The sequence below is a fragment of the Polyangium spumosum genome (assembly GCF_009649845.1).
In the GTDB taxonomy this organism is placed as follows: domain Bacteria; phylum Myxococcota_A; class Polyangia; order Polyangiales; family Polyangiaceae; genus Polyangium; species Polyangium spumosum.
Genome location: NZ_WJIE01000020.1, coordinates 61,038 through 80,225 on the forward strand (window position 1 = coordinate 61,038; position 19,188 = coordinate 80,225).

At 71.8% G+C, this 19,188-nt stretch carries 11 protein-coding genes; 5 read left to right on the forward strand and 6 right to left on the reverse strand.

Annotated elements, in window-relative coordinates:
- Positions 1–406: 406 nt before the first annotated feature.
- From GF068_RS38290 to GF068_RS38315, 5 genes are all read left to right on the forward strand, one after another.
- Positions 407–2,392 carry an OmpA family protein gene (locus tag GF068_RS38290; RefSeq protein WP_153824508.1) on the forward strand — a complete coding sequence of 662 codons (1,986 nt, stop codon included), beginning with the start codon at positions 407–409 and terminating at the stop codon, positions 2,390–2,392.
- Between the two features lie 198 nt (positions 2,393–2,590).
- Positions 2,591–7,228, forward strand: coding sequence for a VIT domain-containing protein (locus tag GF068_RS38295; RefSeq protein ID WP_170319925.1), 4,638 nt, complete (start codon positions 2,591–2,593; stop codon positions 7,226–7,228).
- Entirely contained in the window at positions 7,225–11,652 is a 4,428-nt protein-coding gene (locus GF068_RS38300; protein ID WP_153824510.1) for a VIT domain-containing protein, read from the forward strand. Before GF068_RS38295 ends, GF068_RS38300 begins: the two co-directional genes overlap by 4 nt.
- Before the next feature lie 215 nt (positions 11,653–11,867).
- Positions 11,868–12,716 (forward strand): right-handed parallel beta-helix repeat-containing protein, encoded by an 849-nt coding sequence (locus GF068_RS38310; RefSeq protein WP_240808047.1) that lies wholly within the window; start codon positions 11,868–11,870, stop codon positions 12,714–12,716.
- A 7-nt stretch (positions 12,717–12,723) separates the two neighbouring features.
- Positions 12,724–13,110: a DUF4215 domain-containing protein gene (locus tag GF068_RS38315; protein WP_338046744.1), complete on the forward strand. Its 387-nt coding sequence runs from the start codon at positions 12,724–12,726 to the stop codon at positions 13,108–13,110.
- A 100-nt stretch (positions 13,111–13,210) separates the two neighbouring features.
- Here the strand turns inward: GF068_RS38315 and GF068_RS38320 are convergent, their stop codons facing one another.
- From GF068_RS38320 to GF068_RS38345, 6 genes are all read right to left on the reverse strand, one after another.
- Positions 13,211–14,071: an SIR2 family NAD-dependent protein deacylase gene (locus tag GF068_RS38320; protein ID WP_153824514.1), complete on the reverse strand. Its 861-nt coding sequence runs from the start codon at positions 14,069–14,071 to the stop codon at positions 13,211–13,213.
- A gap of 114 nt (positions 14,072–14,185) precedes the next feature.
- Positions 14,186–14,830, reverse strand: coding sequence for a hypothetical protein (locus GF068_RS44605; RefSeq protein WP_206079646.1), 645 nt, complete (start codon positions 14,828–14,830; stop codon positions 14,186–14,188).
- Between the two features lie 161 nt (positions 14,831–14,991).
- Positions 14,992–15,726, reverse strand: coding sequence for a ferredoxin--NADP reductase (locus GF068_RS38330; protein ID WP_153824515.1), 735 nt, complete (start codon positions 15,724–15,726; stop codon positions 14,992–14,994).
- Between the two features lie 36 nt (positions 15,727–15,762).
- Positions 15,763–17,511: a tetratricopeptide repeat protein gene (locus tag GF068_RS38335; RefSeq protein ID WP_153824516.1), complete on the reverse strand. Its 1,749-nt coding sequence runs from the start codon at positions 17,509–17,511 to the stop codon at positions 15,763–15,765.
- Positions 17,508–18,338 (reverse strand): S8 family serine peptidase, encoded by an 831-nt coding sequence (locus tag GF068_RS38340; protein WP_153824517.1) that lies wholly within the window; start codon positions 18,336–18,338, stop codon positions 17,508–17,510. Before GF068_RS38340 ends, GF068_RS38335 begins: the two co-directional genes overlap by 4 nt.
- Complete coding sequence (locus tag GF068_RS38345; protein WP_153824518.1) at positions 18,335–19,147, reverse strand: hypothetical protein; 813 nt, start codon at positions 19,145–19,147, stop codon at positions 18,335–18,337. The genes GF068_RS38340 and GF068_RS38345 overlap by 4 nt, the downstream gene beginning before the upstream one ends.
- Positions 19,148–19,188: the final 41 nt, after the last annotated feature.

Genomic DNA, 19,188 nt, shown 5'->3' on the forward strand with positions numbered 1-19,188 from the left:
ACCGCGACGAAGTTCGCATCGGCTTTGCTGCGTGGGTCGTAACGAGGTCCGTCTCACCATGCCCGCGCCGGTTTTGCCGGGCGCTCGGGCAGGGGCGATGTCTCACGCCGGGCGGGTGTGGTCAACGTGGATCGATGTTGGCTAGAGGGCCATGGGGTTTGGAGCGACGTGCCTCGGGGAAAACCCGGCCCTGCCCGGCGTCGCGGACGGGGCGCGCCCGTGCCTCCGCACCAAGCTTCCGCAACGTCAGCCGGCCGCCGATCCCCGTCCAGTACGGCCAGAACGGCCCGAATTGTCACCCGAATCCAGGATCCCCGTTGCCACGCTCGGGACGGTCTTCTATTCCTGCAATTCTCGTGTACCGCCGTTCCCAGCGTGCCGGTTTGCGGTCCGCGCAAGAGGGTTGATGAGAACGCGACTATCGCCAAGGCTGCTCACACTTCTGGGACTTGCCTCCGTCTCGCTCGTACCGACCGCGGCGCTGGCCCAACAGTCCGCTGCGGATGGCGCGAAGGAGGGAGAGTTCTCCGTCCAGCGGTTCGAAGCCGCGCCGGGCTCGAAGAACTACCTCACGGTCGAGGGCGCCCGCATGGACGCCGCGATGGGCTTCACCGCGGGCGTGATGGTGAACTACGCGAACAAGCCGTTCGTGGTGAAGAGCTGCAGGGCCCAGACGGACTGCAGCGCGCCGAACGCGACGACCGAGGACGTCCCCGTGATCAACGACATGTTCACGGCCGACGTGCTGGCGTCGCTCACGCCGGTGCCGATGGTGCAGATCGGTCTGCGCCTGCCCGTGACGTACGTGAGCGGATCGGGCATCGACCTGGCAGACGGCGGCCCGGCCGACGGCGGGCTGAAGGCGTTCGGCGTGGGTGACGCGACGCTCGAAGGCAAGTTCCGCTTCTTCGGTGATCCGAAGACGAGCGCCGTGGTGCTCGGCGGCGCCGTCGACGTGTCCGCGCCGCTCGGGACGATCACGGCGAAGGACAAGTACATCGGCAACAGCATGCCGATCACGGCCGGCGGCCGGCTGATCTTCGACGGCTCGTTCGGCCCGGTCTCGTTCGGCTTGAACCTGCGCGGCGTCTACCGCCCGGAGGCGCGGCTCGGCTCGACGGTCGTGGGTCCCTTCGAGTTCCGCTACGGCGCTGCGGTCGGCTACCGCGTGAGCCCGACGGTCCGGGTGCTCGCCGAAGGGTTCGGCGGGACGAAGTTCAGCTCGCAGAACGGGACGAACTCGCTCGAGGTCGACGGCGCCATCCAGATCACGCCGCTCTCGTTGCCTGTCGCGTTCACGCTGGGCGGCGGCGGCGGCGTGCTGCAAGGCGTGGGCGTGCCGCTCTTCCGCGCGCTCGGCGGCGTGGCCTTCGTGGCCGAGGTCGGCGACGAGGACGGCGACGGCATCAACGACAAGGACGACAAGTGTCCGTCGATCGCCGAGGACAAGGACGGCTTCGAAGACGACGACGGCTGCCTCGAGGACGACAACGATCAGGACAAGGTCCCGGACCTCCAGGACAAGTGTCCGCTGAAGCCGGAGACGATCAACGGCCTGCAAGACGACGACGGCTGTCCCGACGAGCTGCCGGACAAGGACAAGGACGGCATCGGCGACGCCGACGACAAGTGCCCGGACGACTTCGGCAAGATGCGCGTGAAGGAGTTCTACGGCTGTCCGGACAAGGACCAGGACGGCATCGCCGACAAGGCCGACGGCTGCCCCGATCAACCGGAAGACACGGACGGCTTCGCCGACACCGATGGCTGCCCGGATCCGGACAACGACGGCGACAAGATCAACGACGAGCTCGACGAGTGCATCGAGCAGCCCGAGGTCTACAACGGCTTCAAGGACACGGACGGCTGCCCCGACGAGTCGCCGGACTCGGACAAGGACGGCATCCCGGACGAGAAGGACAAGTGCCCGCAGAAGCCGGAGAACCTCAACGGCTTCGAGGACATGGACGGCTGCCCGGACAAGGGCCCGTCGCTCGTCCAGATCACGGAGGACGACGTCAAGATCCTCCAGCGCGTCGACTTCGCGACCAACAGCGACAAGATCCAGGGCGCGACGAGCTTCGCCGTGCTCAACGCGGTGGCGAGCGTGCTCGAGATCCACAAGGAGATCTTCCTCGTGGAGATCGCAGGCCACACGGACAACGTGGGCAAGGTCGAGGAGAACCGCGCTCTGTCGCAGAAGCGCGCCGAGGCCGTGGTCAAGTACCTGGTCGACAAGGGCATCGACAAGGCGAGGCTCGTGGCGAAGGGCTACGGGCCCGACAAGCCGATCGGCGACAACAAGTTCGCTGCCGGCCGCCAGAAGAACCGCCGCGTCGAGTTCAACATCCTGAAGTCGGCGAAGAAGACCCAGGCGGCCCCGCCTCCGTGACGGTGAGGGGGCTCCGGTCGGACTGCGTTGCAGTCCTTCCTCTGCCCCCCCCCACCCCCCGCGCTTTCGGTCCGAGAGCGATCCCTGATTCGATCCAAAAGGAACCAAATCCCGCGCCGGGTGTCCTGGTAGAGTCTTCTCGACAGGATCGGGGGCTTCCTGTGCCTCCGTCTTTCGTCGATGCGGAGGCACCCCAGGATGTCCTCGAACCTCGCCCGTCCGCGCTTGGCCGTCGTCGTGCTGGCGCTCCTCACCCTGGTTTGTCCAGGGCTCCTCACCGCATGTCGTGAGCCGGAGCGACCGCTCCACCCACGATCCCAGACCTGGGCCGAGCTACGGACGGTCCGGCGCGACGTGACGGTCGCGCCACCCGGCGAGCCGGAGCGGCCTCCATACCCGCGCGAACGGCTCGTGGACGGAGAGGTGGTGCGGGTGCAAGAGGACGGGCTCGCGTGGCTGCGTCGGGACGGGGGCGCGACGCTGCTCGTCCGAGGGCCCGCCGAGCTCGCCCTGCACGCCGACGTGATCACCATCAAGCACGGGCGCGTCTTCGTGGATACGCCCGCGACCATCACCACGGAGCTCGAGACGCCGACGGGCCCGCTGCACCTCGCGCAGGTGCGCGCGAGCATCGACGTGGCCCGGAAAGACGGCGCGACGGACGTGTACGTGCTCGCCGGCGAGGTCCGCACGGACGGCTCGGCGCGCGCGACGGCCGGGGAGCGGCTCCTGCTCGAGCCGCACAAAGGCCAGCCGATCGCGAGGACGTCGCCGGTGCTGACGTGGGAGGACTGGACGGGCGGGCTCGCGACGACGGATCGCTCGGCCGAACCCTCGCCCTACGGCGTGGGCACGGTGGGCGCGCGGCGGCCGGGCGAGCAAGGCGCGCCGCGCTTCCCGCTCGCGATCCAGAGGCTCGACGTGCGCGTGTCGATCCAGGAGGACTTCGCGATCACCGAGGTCGACGAGGTCTTCTTCAACCCGAGCTCGGCGACGGTCGAGGGCATCTACCGCTTCCGCACGCCCGCGGGCGCGACGCTGCACAAGTTCGGCGTGGATCGCGACGGCGTGGTGTTCTGGGGCTACGTCAAGGAGAAGCAGGCCGCCGCGGCGCAGTACCAGGCGAACGTCTACGAAGGCAGCAAGGAAGATCCCGCGCTGCTCGAGTGGGAGGCGCCCGGCGTGTACAAGGCGCGGCTCTACCCGATCCTGCCCGGACAATCGCGGCGGGTCGTGGTGCGTTACGCCGAGTGGCTCGGCCGAACGGGGCCACGCGGCGAGCGGCGGCTCTACGTGTACCCGATGGCCGCCGAAGGCGCAGAAGGGTCACTGCCACACATCGAGGAGCTGACGGCGACGATCGATCTCGCGCGTGCTTCTGCGCGCGAGGTGCGCACGGGCATGAGCGGCGCGCGCGAGGGCGGGACGATCACGGTGCGCGCGCAGGACTTCGTGCCGAGGGCCGATCTCGCGATCGAGCTCTTCGACGACGGCCTCGTCGCGCCGCGTGGATACAGCGCGCCCCACACGATGGACCTCGAGACGGTGCCGCCGTCCGAGCGCGCAGACGCGGCGAAGCGCGCGAAGACGGAGGCCGACTACGTGATCGTGCCTGTGCGAGCGGCCGACGTGCCGCTCTCGAAGGGCGGGCTCGATCTGGCGATCGTGATCGACACGTCGGCGGCGACGGACGCGGCGTCGCTCGCGATCGCGCGCGCGACGACGGCGGCCCTGCTCGCGCACCTCGGCAAGGACGATCGGGTGGGCGTGTTCGGAGGGGACACGTCGCTCGTGCCCCTGGTGCCAGGAAAAACGGGCCTCGGGACGATCGACGAGGCCGGGCGGCGCGAGGTGCTCGCGCGGATGTCGCAGATCGAGCGGGGCGGAGCGACGGATCTCGGTGCGATGTTGAGCCAGGCCGCGGCGCTCCTGGATCCGGCGCGGCGCGGCGCGGTGGTGTACGTCGGCGACGGCGCGCCCACGGTCGGCGAGCTGCGGCTGCAGGAGCTGCGCGATCGGATGGCGAAGCTGCCGAGGCCGGTGCGGATGTTCGGCGTGGGCGTGGGCGACGAGGCCGACATGGCGCTGCTCGAAGGCCTCGCGCGTGGTGGTTTTGCCGAGCGCGTGGCCGACGCGAACGCGGCGGCGCGCGTGGCGCTCAGGCTGCTCGAGCACGCGGAGCGTCCGGTTTGGCTGGGCGCGCAGGTGGACCTCGGGCCCACGGTGGAGCGGATCTTCCCGCGGGATCTCGGCGCGCTGGTGGCGGACGAGAGCATCGCGGTGATCGGCCGCGTGACGGCCGGAGGGCTGCCCACGACGGTGGCGCTGACCGGGCCCGCGGGTACGGTCAAGACAAACATGCAGGTGACGCGGATCGAGGATCACGGAGACCTGCGGCGTCGATGGGCGGAGGGGCGTCTCTTGCAGATGATGGCCGAGGCGACGGGGCGCGCGGCGATGGTGGATCTCGGCTCGCGGCACGCGATCATCACGCCGGTCACGTCGCTCTACGTGCCGACGAAGAACGAGATGACGCCCGAGGAGCGCGCGGAGCTCGAGCGCAAGAAGGGCATGGCGCGCAGCCTCGTGGAGACGAAGCGCCGGATGGGATGGACGCCGATCATCAAGTCGGACGTCGACGTCGACGAGGAGGAGGCAAAGCCCGAGGCCGAGCTCGCCGCTGCGCCGAACGCCGACAACAAGGAAGGTGGCACGGGCACGCGGGCGAAGGGCGAAGAGGGCTCGATGGGCAACCCCACGCGCTCCTCGGGCAACCGCTACGGCGTGCAAGGGCCCGCGGACAACGCCGACTCGCGGCAAGCCGCGATGCGCGACGCGGCCGAGTTCGGGATGATCGGCCTGCTCAACGCGGGATCGGGCGGCGATCCAAACGCGCCCACGGCGCCGTGGGGCCGCGACGATTCGCTCGGCGGTGATGCGCTCTCCGCGCGAGGCAACCAGTGGGGAGACACGACCGGCGACTCGTTCGGCGCGGGCGGCCTCGGGCTCTCGGGCGTCGCCGCGGGCGGCGGCGGGCGAGGCGAGGGGATCGGGCTCGGGAACATCGGGACGATCGGGCACGGCGCAGGCACGGGCACGGGACAAGGGTTCGGCTCGGGCGCGGGGCGGCTCGGCGGATCCCACAGGAGCGCGCCGCCGAAGATCATGGAGGCGCCGATCGCGATGCCGAGCTCCGCGGCGACGGCCGCGCCGGCGGCGCCTCGACCTGCCCCGCAGGCGGCGCCGTCGTTGCCGGCCGGCCTCGCAAAGCAATCGAACGCGCCCGGGGATCCGCTCACAGGCGCCGAGGTGCTGGACGGCAAGGCGACCGCGGGAGAGGTCGATGTGCCGAAGGCCGACGAGGCCCAGAAGGCGGCCGAGAAGAAGGCGAAGGGCGCCGCGGGGTCGAGCGGTCGGTTCACGCTCGTGGTCCAGGTGGGCGACGTGCCGCACAAGGCGTCGCCGTGCAGCGGGGCTGCGCTCGTGCCGTTCGGGGAGCGGGTGGGCTTGTGGCGCGAGCGGTTCGGGCGCGTCGCGGGCAACCCGCTGGGCGTGCAGTCGGTCTACCGCGCGGCGCTGTCGGCGTGTGAGGCGCCGACGTGGCGCGAGAGGTCGAAGCTCGTCTCGCTCATGCTCGACGCGATGCCGTCGATCGCGTCGAAGGTGTCGCTCTGGCGCGTGATGTTCACGGATCTCGGCGTGGCCGACGCGCTCTACCGCGGGATCCTCGCGCGGGTGCGCACGGCGCAAGAGATGCGCGAGCTGCACGCGGCGCTCGGGCTGAAGACGATGGATCCGGGGCTCCTCGAGAAGCTCATCAAGGACACGAAGTCGCCCGACGAGCGGGTGAAGAAGCTGCGCGAGCTCGTGGCGCAGTGGCCGAACGATTTCGCGCTCGCGTTGCGGCTGCTCGACATGCTGGAGGACGCAGGGGACGACGCGGGCGCGCGTGAGCTCGGCCGGACGCTCCGGTCGAGGCCCGACGCGGACGCGCGCGTGCGGACCGCGGTGGGCGAGCTCTACCTGCGCCTCGCGGTGAAGGAGACGGACGCGGGCAAGAAGGCGGCGTACGAGGCCGAGGCGCGCAGGTCGTTCGGCGAGATCGTGGAGTTTGCCCCCGACGATCCGGTGGCGCGGCGCAGGCTCGGTGATCTCTTGAGGGCCCACGGTTGGTACGCGGACGCGGCGCGGCAGTACGAGACGCTGGCGCGGCTCGCGCCCGACGACACGAGCGTCTCGCTGCTGCTCGCGGCGGCCGCCGAGGGGACGGGCAAGCTCGAAGAGGCGATCAAGTGGACGGAGAAGGGCGGCGCGGCAGGCGCGCCCGACGCGGAGCAGAGCCCGGCCGTGACGGCGCGAGCGTTCGCGGCGACGTACCTCGCGTGGGGCCGGCTCGAGGCGCAGAAGGCCGGCAAGAAGGACGAGGAGCAGACGCTGCGCGCGCGTCTCTTGCGGGTGATCTCGACCGAGCGCGCGGCGGGCAAGGCGCCGCGTGGGGCGCGGGTGTCGCTCACGTGGTCGCACCCGGAGTTCCACCCGTCGCTCTGGACGAACGCGCTCGGTACGCAGATGCCGGCGCCGGAGGGCGACGTGACGCTGGGCATTTCGCAGGCCCTCCTGCCGATGCGCCCGGACGCACGCGTGGAGGTGCGGATCGAAGGTGAGGACGTGGAGCACGCAGCGCGCCTCGGCGCGGAGGCGGTCCTGACGGTCATCTTCGACGAAGGTGAGGACGGCGAGACCATCGTGAAGCAAACGATCCGCTTCGCGCGCGGCGGCAAGCCGGTGCGGGCGTTCGCCATCTCGAAGGGTGAGGCCCGGGAGGTCGAGCCGTGAGCGACGAGCGACGAGAAGAGCAAGACGTGAAGGACCCGGCCCCCGCCGAAACGAGCGTGACGGACGCCGAGGCGCCGCTTTGTCCCGACGAACCCCCGGCCGGCGCAGAAGAAAAGGGGAGCGCGAGCGAGGGCGGTAACGCAAGCGGAGGCGGAGACGGCAGCGGGAGCGGGAGCGGCAACGGGAGCGGCAACGGGAAAGACGACGACGAAGACGACGAAGACGACGAGCCCGCGGCCGCGGCTCCCGAGCCTCCGCGCGTCGACGAGCGCCGTATCCTCGTCGTCACGCGCGGCGACAAACTCGACACCGTCGAGTGGTTGCCCGTCCGTGATCCCCGCGCGCAGGAGCAGATCCGGCGGACGCCCGCCGCGCCCTTGCCGCCCGAGGGGGCGAGCATCCCGCCCGCGCTCTTCGCGATCGTGAGCTCGATCGTGGTCATCCTCGTGACCGTCGTCCTCTTGCGTGGGCAAGGCGAGCGCAAGCCGAGCCAGCCGCTCGTGCCGACGGTGGCCGATCTGCAGGCCGTACACGCGTCGGTGACGGCCGCAGGCGCTCCCGTGCACAAGACGCGGCGCCTCTCCGAGGGTGACGTCGTCGAGACCGACGTGGAGGGTCGAGCGCGCCTGCGGCTCGATGACGGCACGGGCCTCGTGCTGGATCGCTCGACGCGGCTGCGCCTCACGCAGAAGGGCGTGGCGCTCGATCACGGGCGCATCTTCGTGCAAGGCGCGCTCGGCGCGCGGACCGAGATCGAGCTCGGCGAGGCGACGGGGATCGTCAGCGGCGCGAACACCGGCATCGAGCGCCCGCGCGAGCGAGCGGCGAGCGCGAAGCTCTACGCGGCGACCGAGGAGATCACGGTGCGCGCCGGCGGCGTCGAGAAGACCGTGCGCGGCGGCGAGACGGCCACCGTGACCGGCAACAAAGTCGAGGTCGCGCCCGAGCGCGGCTACGACGACTGGACGGGCGGCATGGCCGCGCCCTGGGGCGCGAAGGGCGCGCCGCGCAGGGCCGTCGGTGAGCTCTGGGGTCGGCCGGACAAACCCGGTGACGCCGGCTCGCCGCTCACGATCCGCGCGCACGACGTGGAGGCGAAGGTCGCGCGCGAGCTCGCCGAGACCGAGGTGCGGACGACGTTCTTCAACGCCGGCAGCAGCGCCGTGACGGGCGACTATCGCCTGGCGATCCCGCCGGGCGCGATCGTCGCGCGTTTCGCCTCGGTGCGCGGCGGGAGCACGAACGAGGGGCACATCGCGCTCGCGACGCGCGACACGCGCCAGCACAACGGCTCGGGCGGGGAGGTGCTCGAGTGGGCCGGTGAGGGCTGGGTCCGCGCGACGATCCCGAGCATCGCGCCCGGCGCGACGGTGCAGGTCATCGTGCGGTACGTCGAGTGGCTCTCGCCGCGACCGAAGGGCGATGGGACCTGGATCGTGCAGTACCGCTACCCGATGGTGTCGGACGCCGCGCCGCCGCTCATCGGCGAGTTCTCCGCGAAGATCGACGCCACGCAGTCGAGCCCGAAGTCCATCGGCGCCGGGCTCGGGGCGCGCGTGACGGGCAGCACCGTCGAGGTGCGGCGGCCCGATTACCGCCCGACGGCGGACCTCGTGGTGGACGTGGCGATCGAGCCCTCCTCGGCGCCCGCGCGGCTCTTCGTGGCGCCGCCGTTCGAGGGCGACGAGGACGATCCGGCCTCCACGATCCTCGTGCGCACCGAGGTGCCCGAGGCGCGCGCCGAGGACGGCGTCACGCTCGCGCTCGTGCTCGACGTCTCGTCGAGCGTGGAGCCTGCGCTGCTCGACGCCGAGCGCGCGCTCGTCGACGCGGTGCTCGCGGGCCTCGGGGCGCGTGATCGCGTGGTGGTGCTGGCGGCCGATCAGACGGTTCGTCCCATCGGCCCTCCGGCGATCGGCCCCGTGGACGAGGCGCGCCGCAAGGCGATCCGCGAGGCGCTCGGGCAAATCTCGACGGGCGGCGCGACGGATCTCGGCCGCGCCCTCGAGGCAGGCGCGGACGCGCTCCCCATCGACGCCCCCGCGGGCATGGTGATCTACGTGGGTGACGGCTGGCCGACCGTTGGAGATCCAACGGTCGATCGGATCCAGGCGCGGCTCGCGCGCAGGCAGGGCGGCGCGCCTCGGCTCGGCGCCGTGGGCGTCGGGCCGCTCGTCAACCGCTTCGCCCTCGCGAGCCTGGTGCGCGGCTCGGGGCCGCTGCTCGAGATCGCGGACACGACGGACGCCGCGCGCGTCGCGACCGAGCTCATCGCCGAGGCCCTGCAGCCCGCGGTGGCGGGCGTCGAGGTCGTCTTCGGGACCGAGGTCGATCGGATCTACCCGCGATCGGCGCGGGCGATCACGGCCGGCGAGACGGTCTTCGCGGTCGGCCGCGTGCGGGGTGATCCGCCGCGCTCGATCACGCTGCGGTACCGCGACGCGCAGGGCGTGCACGAGGAGAAACGCTCGGTGGTCGTGGAGCGCGCGCTGCGCGAGCAGGACGTGGCGCGGCGCTGGGCCGCGGCGCGCGTCGAGGAGATCGCGCTGAAGGGCAAGGGCCGCGAGGCCGCGACCGACGTCGCGCTGCGCGCCGGCCTGCTCACGCCGTGGACGGGCTTCGTCATCGGCGGCCCGCGCGTCTACGCGCCGTCGCTCCTGCAGACCCGCATCCTCGATCTCTCGGCCGGGCCCGAGTCGGGCTTCTCGGCCGCGTTCGCGACGCCGCGCGCGGCCGCCGGGACGCTCATGAACGTCCCGCAGGAGACCGAGTCCGCCGAGGGGGACGACGACGAGGCTGCCTACAAGGCCGCGGTCGCCGAGGCCGCGGCCCGGCTGCTCGACGAGGCGGGCCCCTCGGTCCGCGCGTGCCGCGACTCGCGCGCGGCGCTCCGGCCCGAGCTCACGGGCAAGCTCGACGTGCGCTTCTCGATCGACGGAGAGGGCCGCGCCGACAAGGTCCGCGTGAAGGGCGTCGCGGGCGCCGACGACGACGCGCTCGGCCGGTGCGTCGAGGTCGTCGTGCGCGGGATGATCTTCCCCGCGAGCGGGCTGACCGTGTCCATCGAGGTGTCGCGCACGCTCGGCCTCCCCCCGCCGCGCGCGACGCTGCGGGGACGCAAGTGCTCGCCGACCTCGTTCCTGCCGCTCCCGCTCCGCCGCGGCGTGTGGCGCGAGCGGCTCGAGCGCGGCCAGGCCGACGTGGTCTACGTGGAGGCGAAGCAGTCGTGCGAGCTGCCCACGTGGACCGATCGCCGCGCGCTGCTCGAGCTCATCCTCGTGAACGAGCCGAACGGCCTCGCGCGTGTCGCCGTCGCAGGGAAGCTCGAGTTGCTCGGCGAGAGCGACGCGGCCGCGCTGCTCCGGCGCGAGGCGATCCGCCGCGCACAGAGCCCCGAGGAGCTCTTCGCGATCAAGCGCGAGCTCGTGGGCAGCGAGCGTTACCCCGTCGGCACGTTCCGCAAGCAGTACCGCGCGGCGAGCGACGACAAGGGGCGGCTCGCGGTCGTGCGTCGCTTCCTGGGGATCGCGCCGCACGACGCGCGGCTCCGGCGCCGGCTCTTCGCGCTGCTCGAGTCGCTCGACATGAAGGCCGAGCTCTCGGAGGAGATCCGGCGCGTCCGCCGCGATCCGTTCGCGGACGCGGGCCTGCTCGCGGACGCGGCCTCGGCGCTCTTGCGGATCGGCGACGAGGCGGAGGCGCGGAGGACGTTCGGCGAGCTCTCCGAGCGCGCCCCGCGTGACCCTTGGGCGCGCGCGTTCCTCGGCGATCGCCTGCGCAACGAGGGCTTCTTCGATGACGCCTCGCTCGCGTACGCCGTGCTCGAGGAGCTCGTCCCCGAGGAGCCTGCGGCCGTCATTCGCCTCGCGCTCGCGCATGCCGGCGCCGGCAGGCTCGACATCGCGCACCGCATGCTCGCGCGCGTGGCGCAGACGGGCGGTCGGGCGGGCGACGAGAAGCTCGGCACGCTCGCGGGCCGGCTCGCGCACGTCCTGCTCGCCGAGGGGCGCGGTCGAGCGGGGCTCTCGGAGGCCGACGCCGATCGCCTCGTGCGGGCCTCGCTGGAGCTGCCGTACCCGAACGGGGCCGTGCTCGCGCTCGTCCGCGCGCCTGCCGGCGCTCTCGCGCTCGACGTGAAGCTCCTGCGCGACAAGGTCGAGGACTTCCTCGGGCCCGAGGTCTCCGCGGCGGGCGTCGGCCTCTACGCGCTCCGCTTCGGCGTCGCCGAGAAGGCGCCGATCTCGCTGCGGCTCGCGCGACCCGAGGACCTCGCGCCCGCGCGCCCCACGAAGGTACGCGTCGACGCGCTCGTGCCCGACGAGGGCGGCAAGCCTCCGAAGCTCGTGTCCCTCGACGTCGAGCTCCCGCCGACCGGTAAGCCCGTGACGCTCCGCTGGACGGGCAGCGCCTTCCTGCCCAACTGAACAGCCGTCGAACCGCGGCGGATCCAGGGTCCGCCGCTTGACGTCGCCGCCCGGGATCGGTTGTACTTTTTCTCTCAGACGTTCTGAAGCGAACGTAAATCATCGAAACACCTGATCATTTCGGTGAGACCGTCCGAGCGCTCGGGCGTTTCGGCGTTGGCGCGGCGGGTACGCCGACGTTCACGAACGTCACGGCGAACGGCGGTTCGTACGGCCTGTACGTCGCGCAGAGCGCATCCGCGACGGTCTCCGGCTGCACGTTCCGGAACAACACGAACACGGGCGTGTACGTGGGCCCGAGCGGCGCCGCGGCGACGACGACGGTTTCGGGCTGCTTGATCCAGGGGAGCGGGACGTACGGCGTGCGGCTGGGCGCGAGCTCGGGGGCGACGTCGACGGTGAACCTGACGAACAACACGATTCACGGCAACGGGACGTACGGCGTGTACATCTCGGCGTCGACGGGCGCGTCGTCGACGGCGAACGTGAAGAACAGCAACGTGACGGGGTTGACGGGGAGCGGGCAGCAGTACGGCATCTATCGCGTCACGGGCTCTGGCTCGACGACGGCGACGACGACGTACTCGAACGTTTGGGGCAACTCCCTCGGCAACTACACGAACGCGTCGGAGGGCACGGGTTGCATCTCGGCGAACCCGCTCTACGCGTCGATCCCGACGAACATGCGGCTGACGTCGAACTCGCCGTCGCGCTTCGCGGGTGACGCGGGTGGTGATCTCGGGCCGCTCGACTACGTGAACGACGCGACGCCGGGTTACCACGGGACGTTGTGGGTGAACACGACGCTGACGGCGGCGGGCTCGCGCAACTGGTACGGCGTGGTGCTGCCCGAGGAATCAAAGGGCGCGACGCTCACGAACGTGAACCTGCAGTACGCGTCGTACGCGGTGCGCTCGGCCGCGGCAGGCGCGGCGCTCTCGCTGACGAACGTGTCGAGTGACACGTCGAACTACGGCTACTACCTCACGGCGGGTACGCCGACGCTGAAGAACCCCACGGCGAACAACGGCTCGTACGGCATGTACGTTGCCGGGCTGCGGTGACGGCATCGTGGGCCCGAACGAGGAGTGCGACGACGGCAACCTGTCGAACGGCGACGCGTGCCTCGTGACCTGCAAGAACGCCACGTGCGGCGACGGGTTCGTCCTCGATGGCGTCGAGGAGTGCGACGACAAGAACGTCTCGAACTCCGACGCGTGCGCGCAGGACTGCAAGCTCGCGGCGTGCGGCGACGGGTACGTCGAGATCGGCGTCGAGACCTGCGATGACGGTAACGACATCAACGACGACGGCTGCTCGAACCTGTGCACGAGCGCGACGTGCGGCGACGGCGTGGTGCAGCCGGGCGAGGCTTGCGACGACGGCAACGCGTCGAACTTCGACGACTGGCTCGCTGGCGCGCTCATCGCGGCGCGCCGACGGCGCAAGGCAGCCTAGTTTGTCCGTCTGAACCCAAAGGAGCGGCGGCGTCCTCCGGGATGCCGCCGCTCGTTTTTTGAGGCTGGCTTCGACAATCGAACGGGCGTGGTCTGGAAGGTCAAACCCGGGCGCCGCGCGCGAGCCGGAGCTCGATCTCCGTAAGCGCGGCGCGCGCGCCGAGGGGCAGCCCCACGTGACCCGCGGGGACCTCGGGTTCGCGCACGTTGATGCGGACGAGCAGGCCGCCGAGGCCCTCTGCGATCCGTTCGCCGAACGATCGGACCGTGGGGATGGCGGTGCCGGCGCCGCATTCGATGACGACCACGCGGCCCTGCGCCTCCCGTGGCAGCGCCGCGAGCCACGCTTCGAGTCGCTCTTCCTGCGCGTGCGTGCGACGATCGTCCCACTGGGGGTCGCCGAACATGAGGATGTTCGGCCGGGCCAGCGCGCCGCAGCGTGGGCACTTCGGGAGCGGCTCTTCGGCGCGGAACGACTGCGGGTCGACCTTCACGTGGTGCGCGTCCGCCGGGAAGATGCCGGCGCCGCAGGAGCGCGTGCATTGCATGAAGTCGATGGCGCCGTGGCACTCCACGATGCGCTCGTCCTCGAAGCCCGCGCGCTGGAACTGGCCGTCGACGTTCGAGGTGAACACGAAAAACCCGTCGGTCATGCGCCGCGCGAGCCGCGCGAGCACCTCGAAGCCGGGGTGGGGCTGGGTCTTGCGGTAGAGCGCGAGGCGGTGGCCATAAAAACCCCAGGCGAGGCTGGGATCCGTGGCGAACCAGCGCGGATTGGCGAGGGACGAAAAACCGAGGCCGAGGTCCTTGTACGGCGGATACGCCCGCCAGAATCCCTCGTTGCCGCGAAAATCCGGCAGGCCGGAGTCGACGCCCATGCCCGCGCCCGCCGTGATGACGAGGGCGCGAGCGGCTTCGAGGGCGCGCGCGGCCTGCGCGAAGAGGTCTTCATGCGGGTTCATGGCGACGAATCATCCCGCCGGCGGGCGCTGAGGGGGCCGAAAAAGCGAAGACCCCTTCGTCTTCGCGTTCGCGCGGCGAGGACGAAGGGGCCGAAGCCGACCGAGGTCAGGCCTTCAGGGCATGACCGGCGTGCACGTCCCCGTGGTCGGGTCGTTCGCGTCCGGCGTGCACTGGAATTGCGGCATGTCCGGGCAGGGGATCGGCGGGCAGCCCGTCGGCATGCAGCCGGCGGCCTTCCACTTCTCGAAGGCCTCGAGGTAAGCGATGACCTCAGGGTCGTCCTTGGTGACCACGCTGATCACACAGCAGGGGCCGTCGATGGTCTCCTTGCACTGCGGAATTTCGGGCTGGAGCGGGAAGCACTTCGTCGCCCCGACCATCGTGACGTTCACGTCGTTCTCGAGCGGCTCGCAGACCGCATTTCCGCCGCCGCCGCCCTGGCCATTGCCGCCCGCGCCACCCTGGCCATTGCCGCCCGCGCCGGAACCGCCCTGGCCATTGCCGCCCGCGCCGCCGGAGCCACCCTGGCCATTGCCGCCCGCGCCGCCTTGGCCCGCGCCGCCCTGCGACGTGCCGTTGCCTTCGCCGCCCGCGCCGCCCGCGCCATCGCCGCCGTTTCCGCCGCCGCCCGTGCCGGGAGGGCAAACCTGGCCGGACGGGCAGTTCGTGCCGCCGGTGGGCTCGACCTGCTCCGTCCCCGGGCATCCAGCCAAAAACAACGCGGCACCCGCCACCTGCGCCAGCAAGACCGAACGCATGGTCCCTCCTCGCATCGAGAAAGCTTTTCCAAGTTCAGATAGTCGACGTAACATGGAAAATTTATACCCTCGACGCCAGCGTCCGTCCACCAACGAGGCCGCATTTCGGCGCGTGTCTCTGGGAGGAGCGCCGCGCCGCCGTGCTCGGAGGATTGGATCGATCAGTCGTACCGCTCGGTGTGCACGTGCTTGCGGTCGACGCCGAGCTCGCGGCGGCAGAGCTCGCGCACGGCCTTCACCATGCGCTCGAGGCCGCAAACGTAGACGTGCGGCGCGACGGGCGCGCCCGCAGCCTCGAGCTCGCGCAGCAGGGCAGGGACGTGCGCCTGGACATAACCGCTCTTGCCCTTCCATCCCTCGCCGGGGCGCGAGAGCGTGATCTCGTACCGCACGTGCGGGTGCGCGCGGACGAACGCCTCCATCTCCGCGCGGTAGAGGATGTCCTCCTCGAAACGCGCGCCGAAGAGCAGCCAGAGCGGCGCGCCCGAGCCCTTCGTGAGCGCGGCCTGCATCATCGCGCGGAGCGGCGTCACGCCCGTCCCGGTGCCGACGAAGAGCGAGGGGCTCGGATCCTCGGAGGCGCGCGTGAACAGGCCATGCGGGCCGATCGCCGAGAGGACCGAACCCTCGGGCAGATCGTGCAGGTAGATCGAGCCCGTGCCGCACGGGACACGCGTGACCGCGATCTCGAAGCGGCTCGATCCGTCGGGCGCCGACGCGATCGAGTACGCGCGGCGCCGCTCCCCCTCGGGCAGCGGCAAGGCGAGGTTCACCCACTGACCGGGTTCGTGACCGATGGGCTGGCCGTCGACGCGCTCGAACACGAGCTGCCGCACCATCGGCGCGATCATCGTCGCCGATACGAGCCGCACCTCGAACGTCTCGGGTTTTTTCATCCGGCGACGCGGAACATAGGGGGAGGTGCCGTCACGTCAAGCGGGCCCGTCCGTGGGATCCCTGCGCGTCGAGAAGCCCGCCATCACGGCGCGCGCCTCCGCCTCCGGATCCCACGTGATGCCGGCGCCGATCTCGAGCGTGCCCGGCGGCACGGAGAGCGCCGCCGCCACGATCGGGCCGAGGTCGAGCCCCTCGACCAGAGGCCCCACCTCGCCCGCGAGCGGCGCCGAGAGCACACGCGCGCCGGAGACACGCGAGAGTCGCGCGCGCGCGTCGCCGCCGAGCGCGACCTTCAACGAGGCGAGATCCCGGCCCACCTCGACGAGCGGCGTGCCCCCGAGCCAGGCCCACACGACGAGCCCGGGCATGTCCGCGATCGCCGCCGCCGCGCTGCGCTCGGAGGGCAGGGAAGGGCGCCCCGTGCCGGCGCTCGGGCTCGCCACGGCCGCCACGAGCAGGCCCGGCGGCGCGAGGCAAAACGAGGAGAGGCGCGCGAGGTTGCGTTGCGCGGTCGTCTTCGCCTCGGCGAGGCGCGCGAGCTCGTCGGGCTCGGCGTGCAAGAGCTCCACCTCTTGCGCCACCGAGAGGTGCGGCAGGCCCTGGGACGCGGCCGCGATGGCCTTCTCCGACGCCCGCGCCTCGGCCTTCACCGCCGAGGACGTCCGTTCGTCGCGCAAGACCTCGGCGATGCGCCCCGCGAGGCCGAGCGCGGCGAGCTGCGACGCGGGGCCAAAAAAACGCGAGGGGACGCCGGGCTCGGGCGCGGCGGCGTCGGCGCGCGCCTCGAGCTTCGCGCGATCCCAGCTCGTCAGCGCGGCGCCGAGGGGGTTGCCCACGTCGCCGAAGAGCGTGGCGGCGGCCTCGAGATCCTCGCGCGCGTTCGGCTCGCCGAGATCCATCCGGGCGCGGCCGATCGCGCGCGTGGCGTAGGCGATCCACAGGCGGAGCGGCGGTCGGGCGGAGGCGGCGATCTCGCGGGCGCGGGTCGCGAGGGCGAGGGCATCGTCGGGGCGGCCACGCGCGGTGGCCACGTCGGCGAGGAAGTTCAAGGCGCGGGCCTGGCCGAAGACGTCGCCGACGCGCGAGCAGAGCCACTCCTGTCGCTGCAAGAAATGCCGCGCGCGCTCGAGGTTGCCGAGCGCGAGCGCGGCCGAGCCGAGCTGCCCGAAGGAGATCGCCTCGCCGATGACGTCGCCGTGCTGGTGGTGCAGCTCGGCCGCGTGCTCGAGCAGATCCCGCGCCGCGCCGTGCGCGCCCATGACCACGTAGAGCGTCCCGAGCGAGTTCAGGATCTTCGCGCGTTCGTCGAGGAAGGGCTGCGATCGTTCGAGCGCCCAGAGCAGGCTGCGTTGTGTCGCGGCCGCGTCGCCGAGGAGGCGCTCGGCGGCGCCGCGGTAGTGCGTCGCGACGACCTCGACGAGCGCGTCGCCGTCCGCCTCCCGCGTGATCGCCTCGAGCGTCGTGATCGACTCGCGATACACCACGCGTGGTCCGCGCCGCACCGCCGCGAGGATCGCCTCGCAGCGCGCGATCTTGCCGGCGCGGATCTCGCCGAGGTCCGCGAACGCGGAGGCCGCCGCGGACAGGCTCTCGCGGGCAAGGTCGAGCGCGCCTTCACGTTGACCGAGCGCGCCCTTCGCGAAGAGGCGCGCGGCCGATCGCAGCGGATCGAGATCGAGCGCTTCGAGGCGCGCCATCTCGGCGTGCGCCTCCTCCGCCGGTGCGCTCTTGAGGAGCCGCGTGATCGAGGAGACCTCGTGCAGAGGGTCGAGGGGACGGATCATGAGAGCGCGCCTCCGTGGTCGATCTGCGCAGGGGGTGACGAGGCGCGCGAGAGGCCTGCGTCGCGCTCGAGCCGCCGGGCCGCGAGCGCGTGCAGCGCGGCCTTGATGTCCTGGATCGAGAGATCGGCGCGCGCCTCGCGGAGCCGCGCGACGTGCGCGGCCACGTGGGGCGCGGCGAACGAGGTGCCCGTCCACCGTCGCTCGCCGCCGCCGAGCGCGGGCGCGAGCACGTCGTTGCCCGGCGCGAGGATCTCCCAGTCGACCGTGATCTCGGTCTTCAAGAACTCGGGGTCGTCGGACGACGCGCGCCCCACGCCGATGAGGGATTTGAAGCGCCCCGGGTAGGTCCGGAACGCCGAGGCGTTGGGCCCCGACGCGACGAGCACGACGCCGGCCGTGTACGCGACGTCCGCGATCTCGTAGAGCTCCACGATCGACTTGTAGTCCGTGGGCCGGAGCGGCGCGCCCTTGGGCAGGTCGATCCCGAGGCTCAGGTTCACGACGTCGAAGCCCTCGCGCACGCAGAAGCGCGTCGCCGCGAGCAGGCCGTCGCGCGAGCACCTGCCCTCGGGCGAGAGCACGCAGACGCTCGTGATCTCGGCGAACGGCGCGAGCCTGTGGATGATGCCCGCGCACGCCGTGCCGTGCCCCGATCGATCCACGGGTTCGTCGGGACAGACCGTGAAGCCCTCCCCCTTCTTCTCCACGCGCAGCGAGCGGATCTCCGCGCCCGCGAGCCACGGGTGCGAGGCGTCCACGCCCGAGTCCACGAGGGCGACACGCACGCGCCGCGCCTCTGCAGGCGCCTGTGGGTTCGTCTCCGTCATGGCGTACCGTCGTAGGGAACCGCGCCGCCCATCGAGGCCGCGTAGGCGTCGAAACGCGCGAGCACCTCGGCGCAGAGCGTGGCCTCGGCGGGACCGCGATCGCAGAGCTTGCCCACGGCGAGCGCCAGCGCGAGCCGCTCCTTGTACGTCGGCCCGAGGCGGAGCGCGTGAATGTATTGCGCGAGCGACTCGCGCAGCGAGGTGGGCGCGTCTTCGGCGAGCAGGTCGGGCAGCGCGCGCGCGAAGAGCGAGAAGATCATCTGCTCGGTGCGGAACGACTCCACCGTCAAGGCCAGCACCTCGGCGAGCCGCTCGGCCATCTCGAGGTGGTGATCGCCGAGCGGCGCTCCCTCTGCGAAGAGCGCGGCGCCGCCGATCGTGGACTCGCCGACGCGGATGGGCACGAAGATCCCCGCCGTCGGCCGCGTGGCGAGGGCCGGGCGCAGGGCGTCGATCATCGGGTCGTCGGGGCCGAGCTCCGCCGCGTGCGCGCCGCCGCCGCCGAGCAGGTAGGCGAAGGGCGTCCCGCTCGGCAAGAACTCCAGCGTGGCGCGGCGATACCCCTGGGGATCGGCCACGACGGGGACGCTGAGCCGGCCGAGCGCCTCGACCTCGAGGGCGACGAGCGCCTCGGCGCAGGGGAGCGCGAGGCAAGCGAAGCGCAGGTGCTCGCCGAGCCCGCGCATGCGCACCTCCGATTGACCGACGAGGGCGGCGGACTCGAGCGTGGCGAGCAGATCTCGCAGCCGGCTCGAGAAGCCGAGCAGCGAGGCGCGGGCCACGTCGGCGGCGGGCGCGGGGAGGGTCATGGCCCGCATCCTACAAAAACTTGGCCTCGATCAAAGGTTTT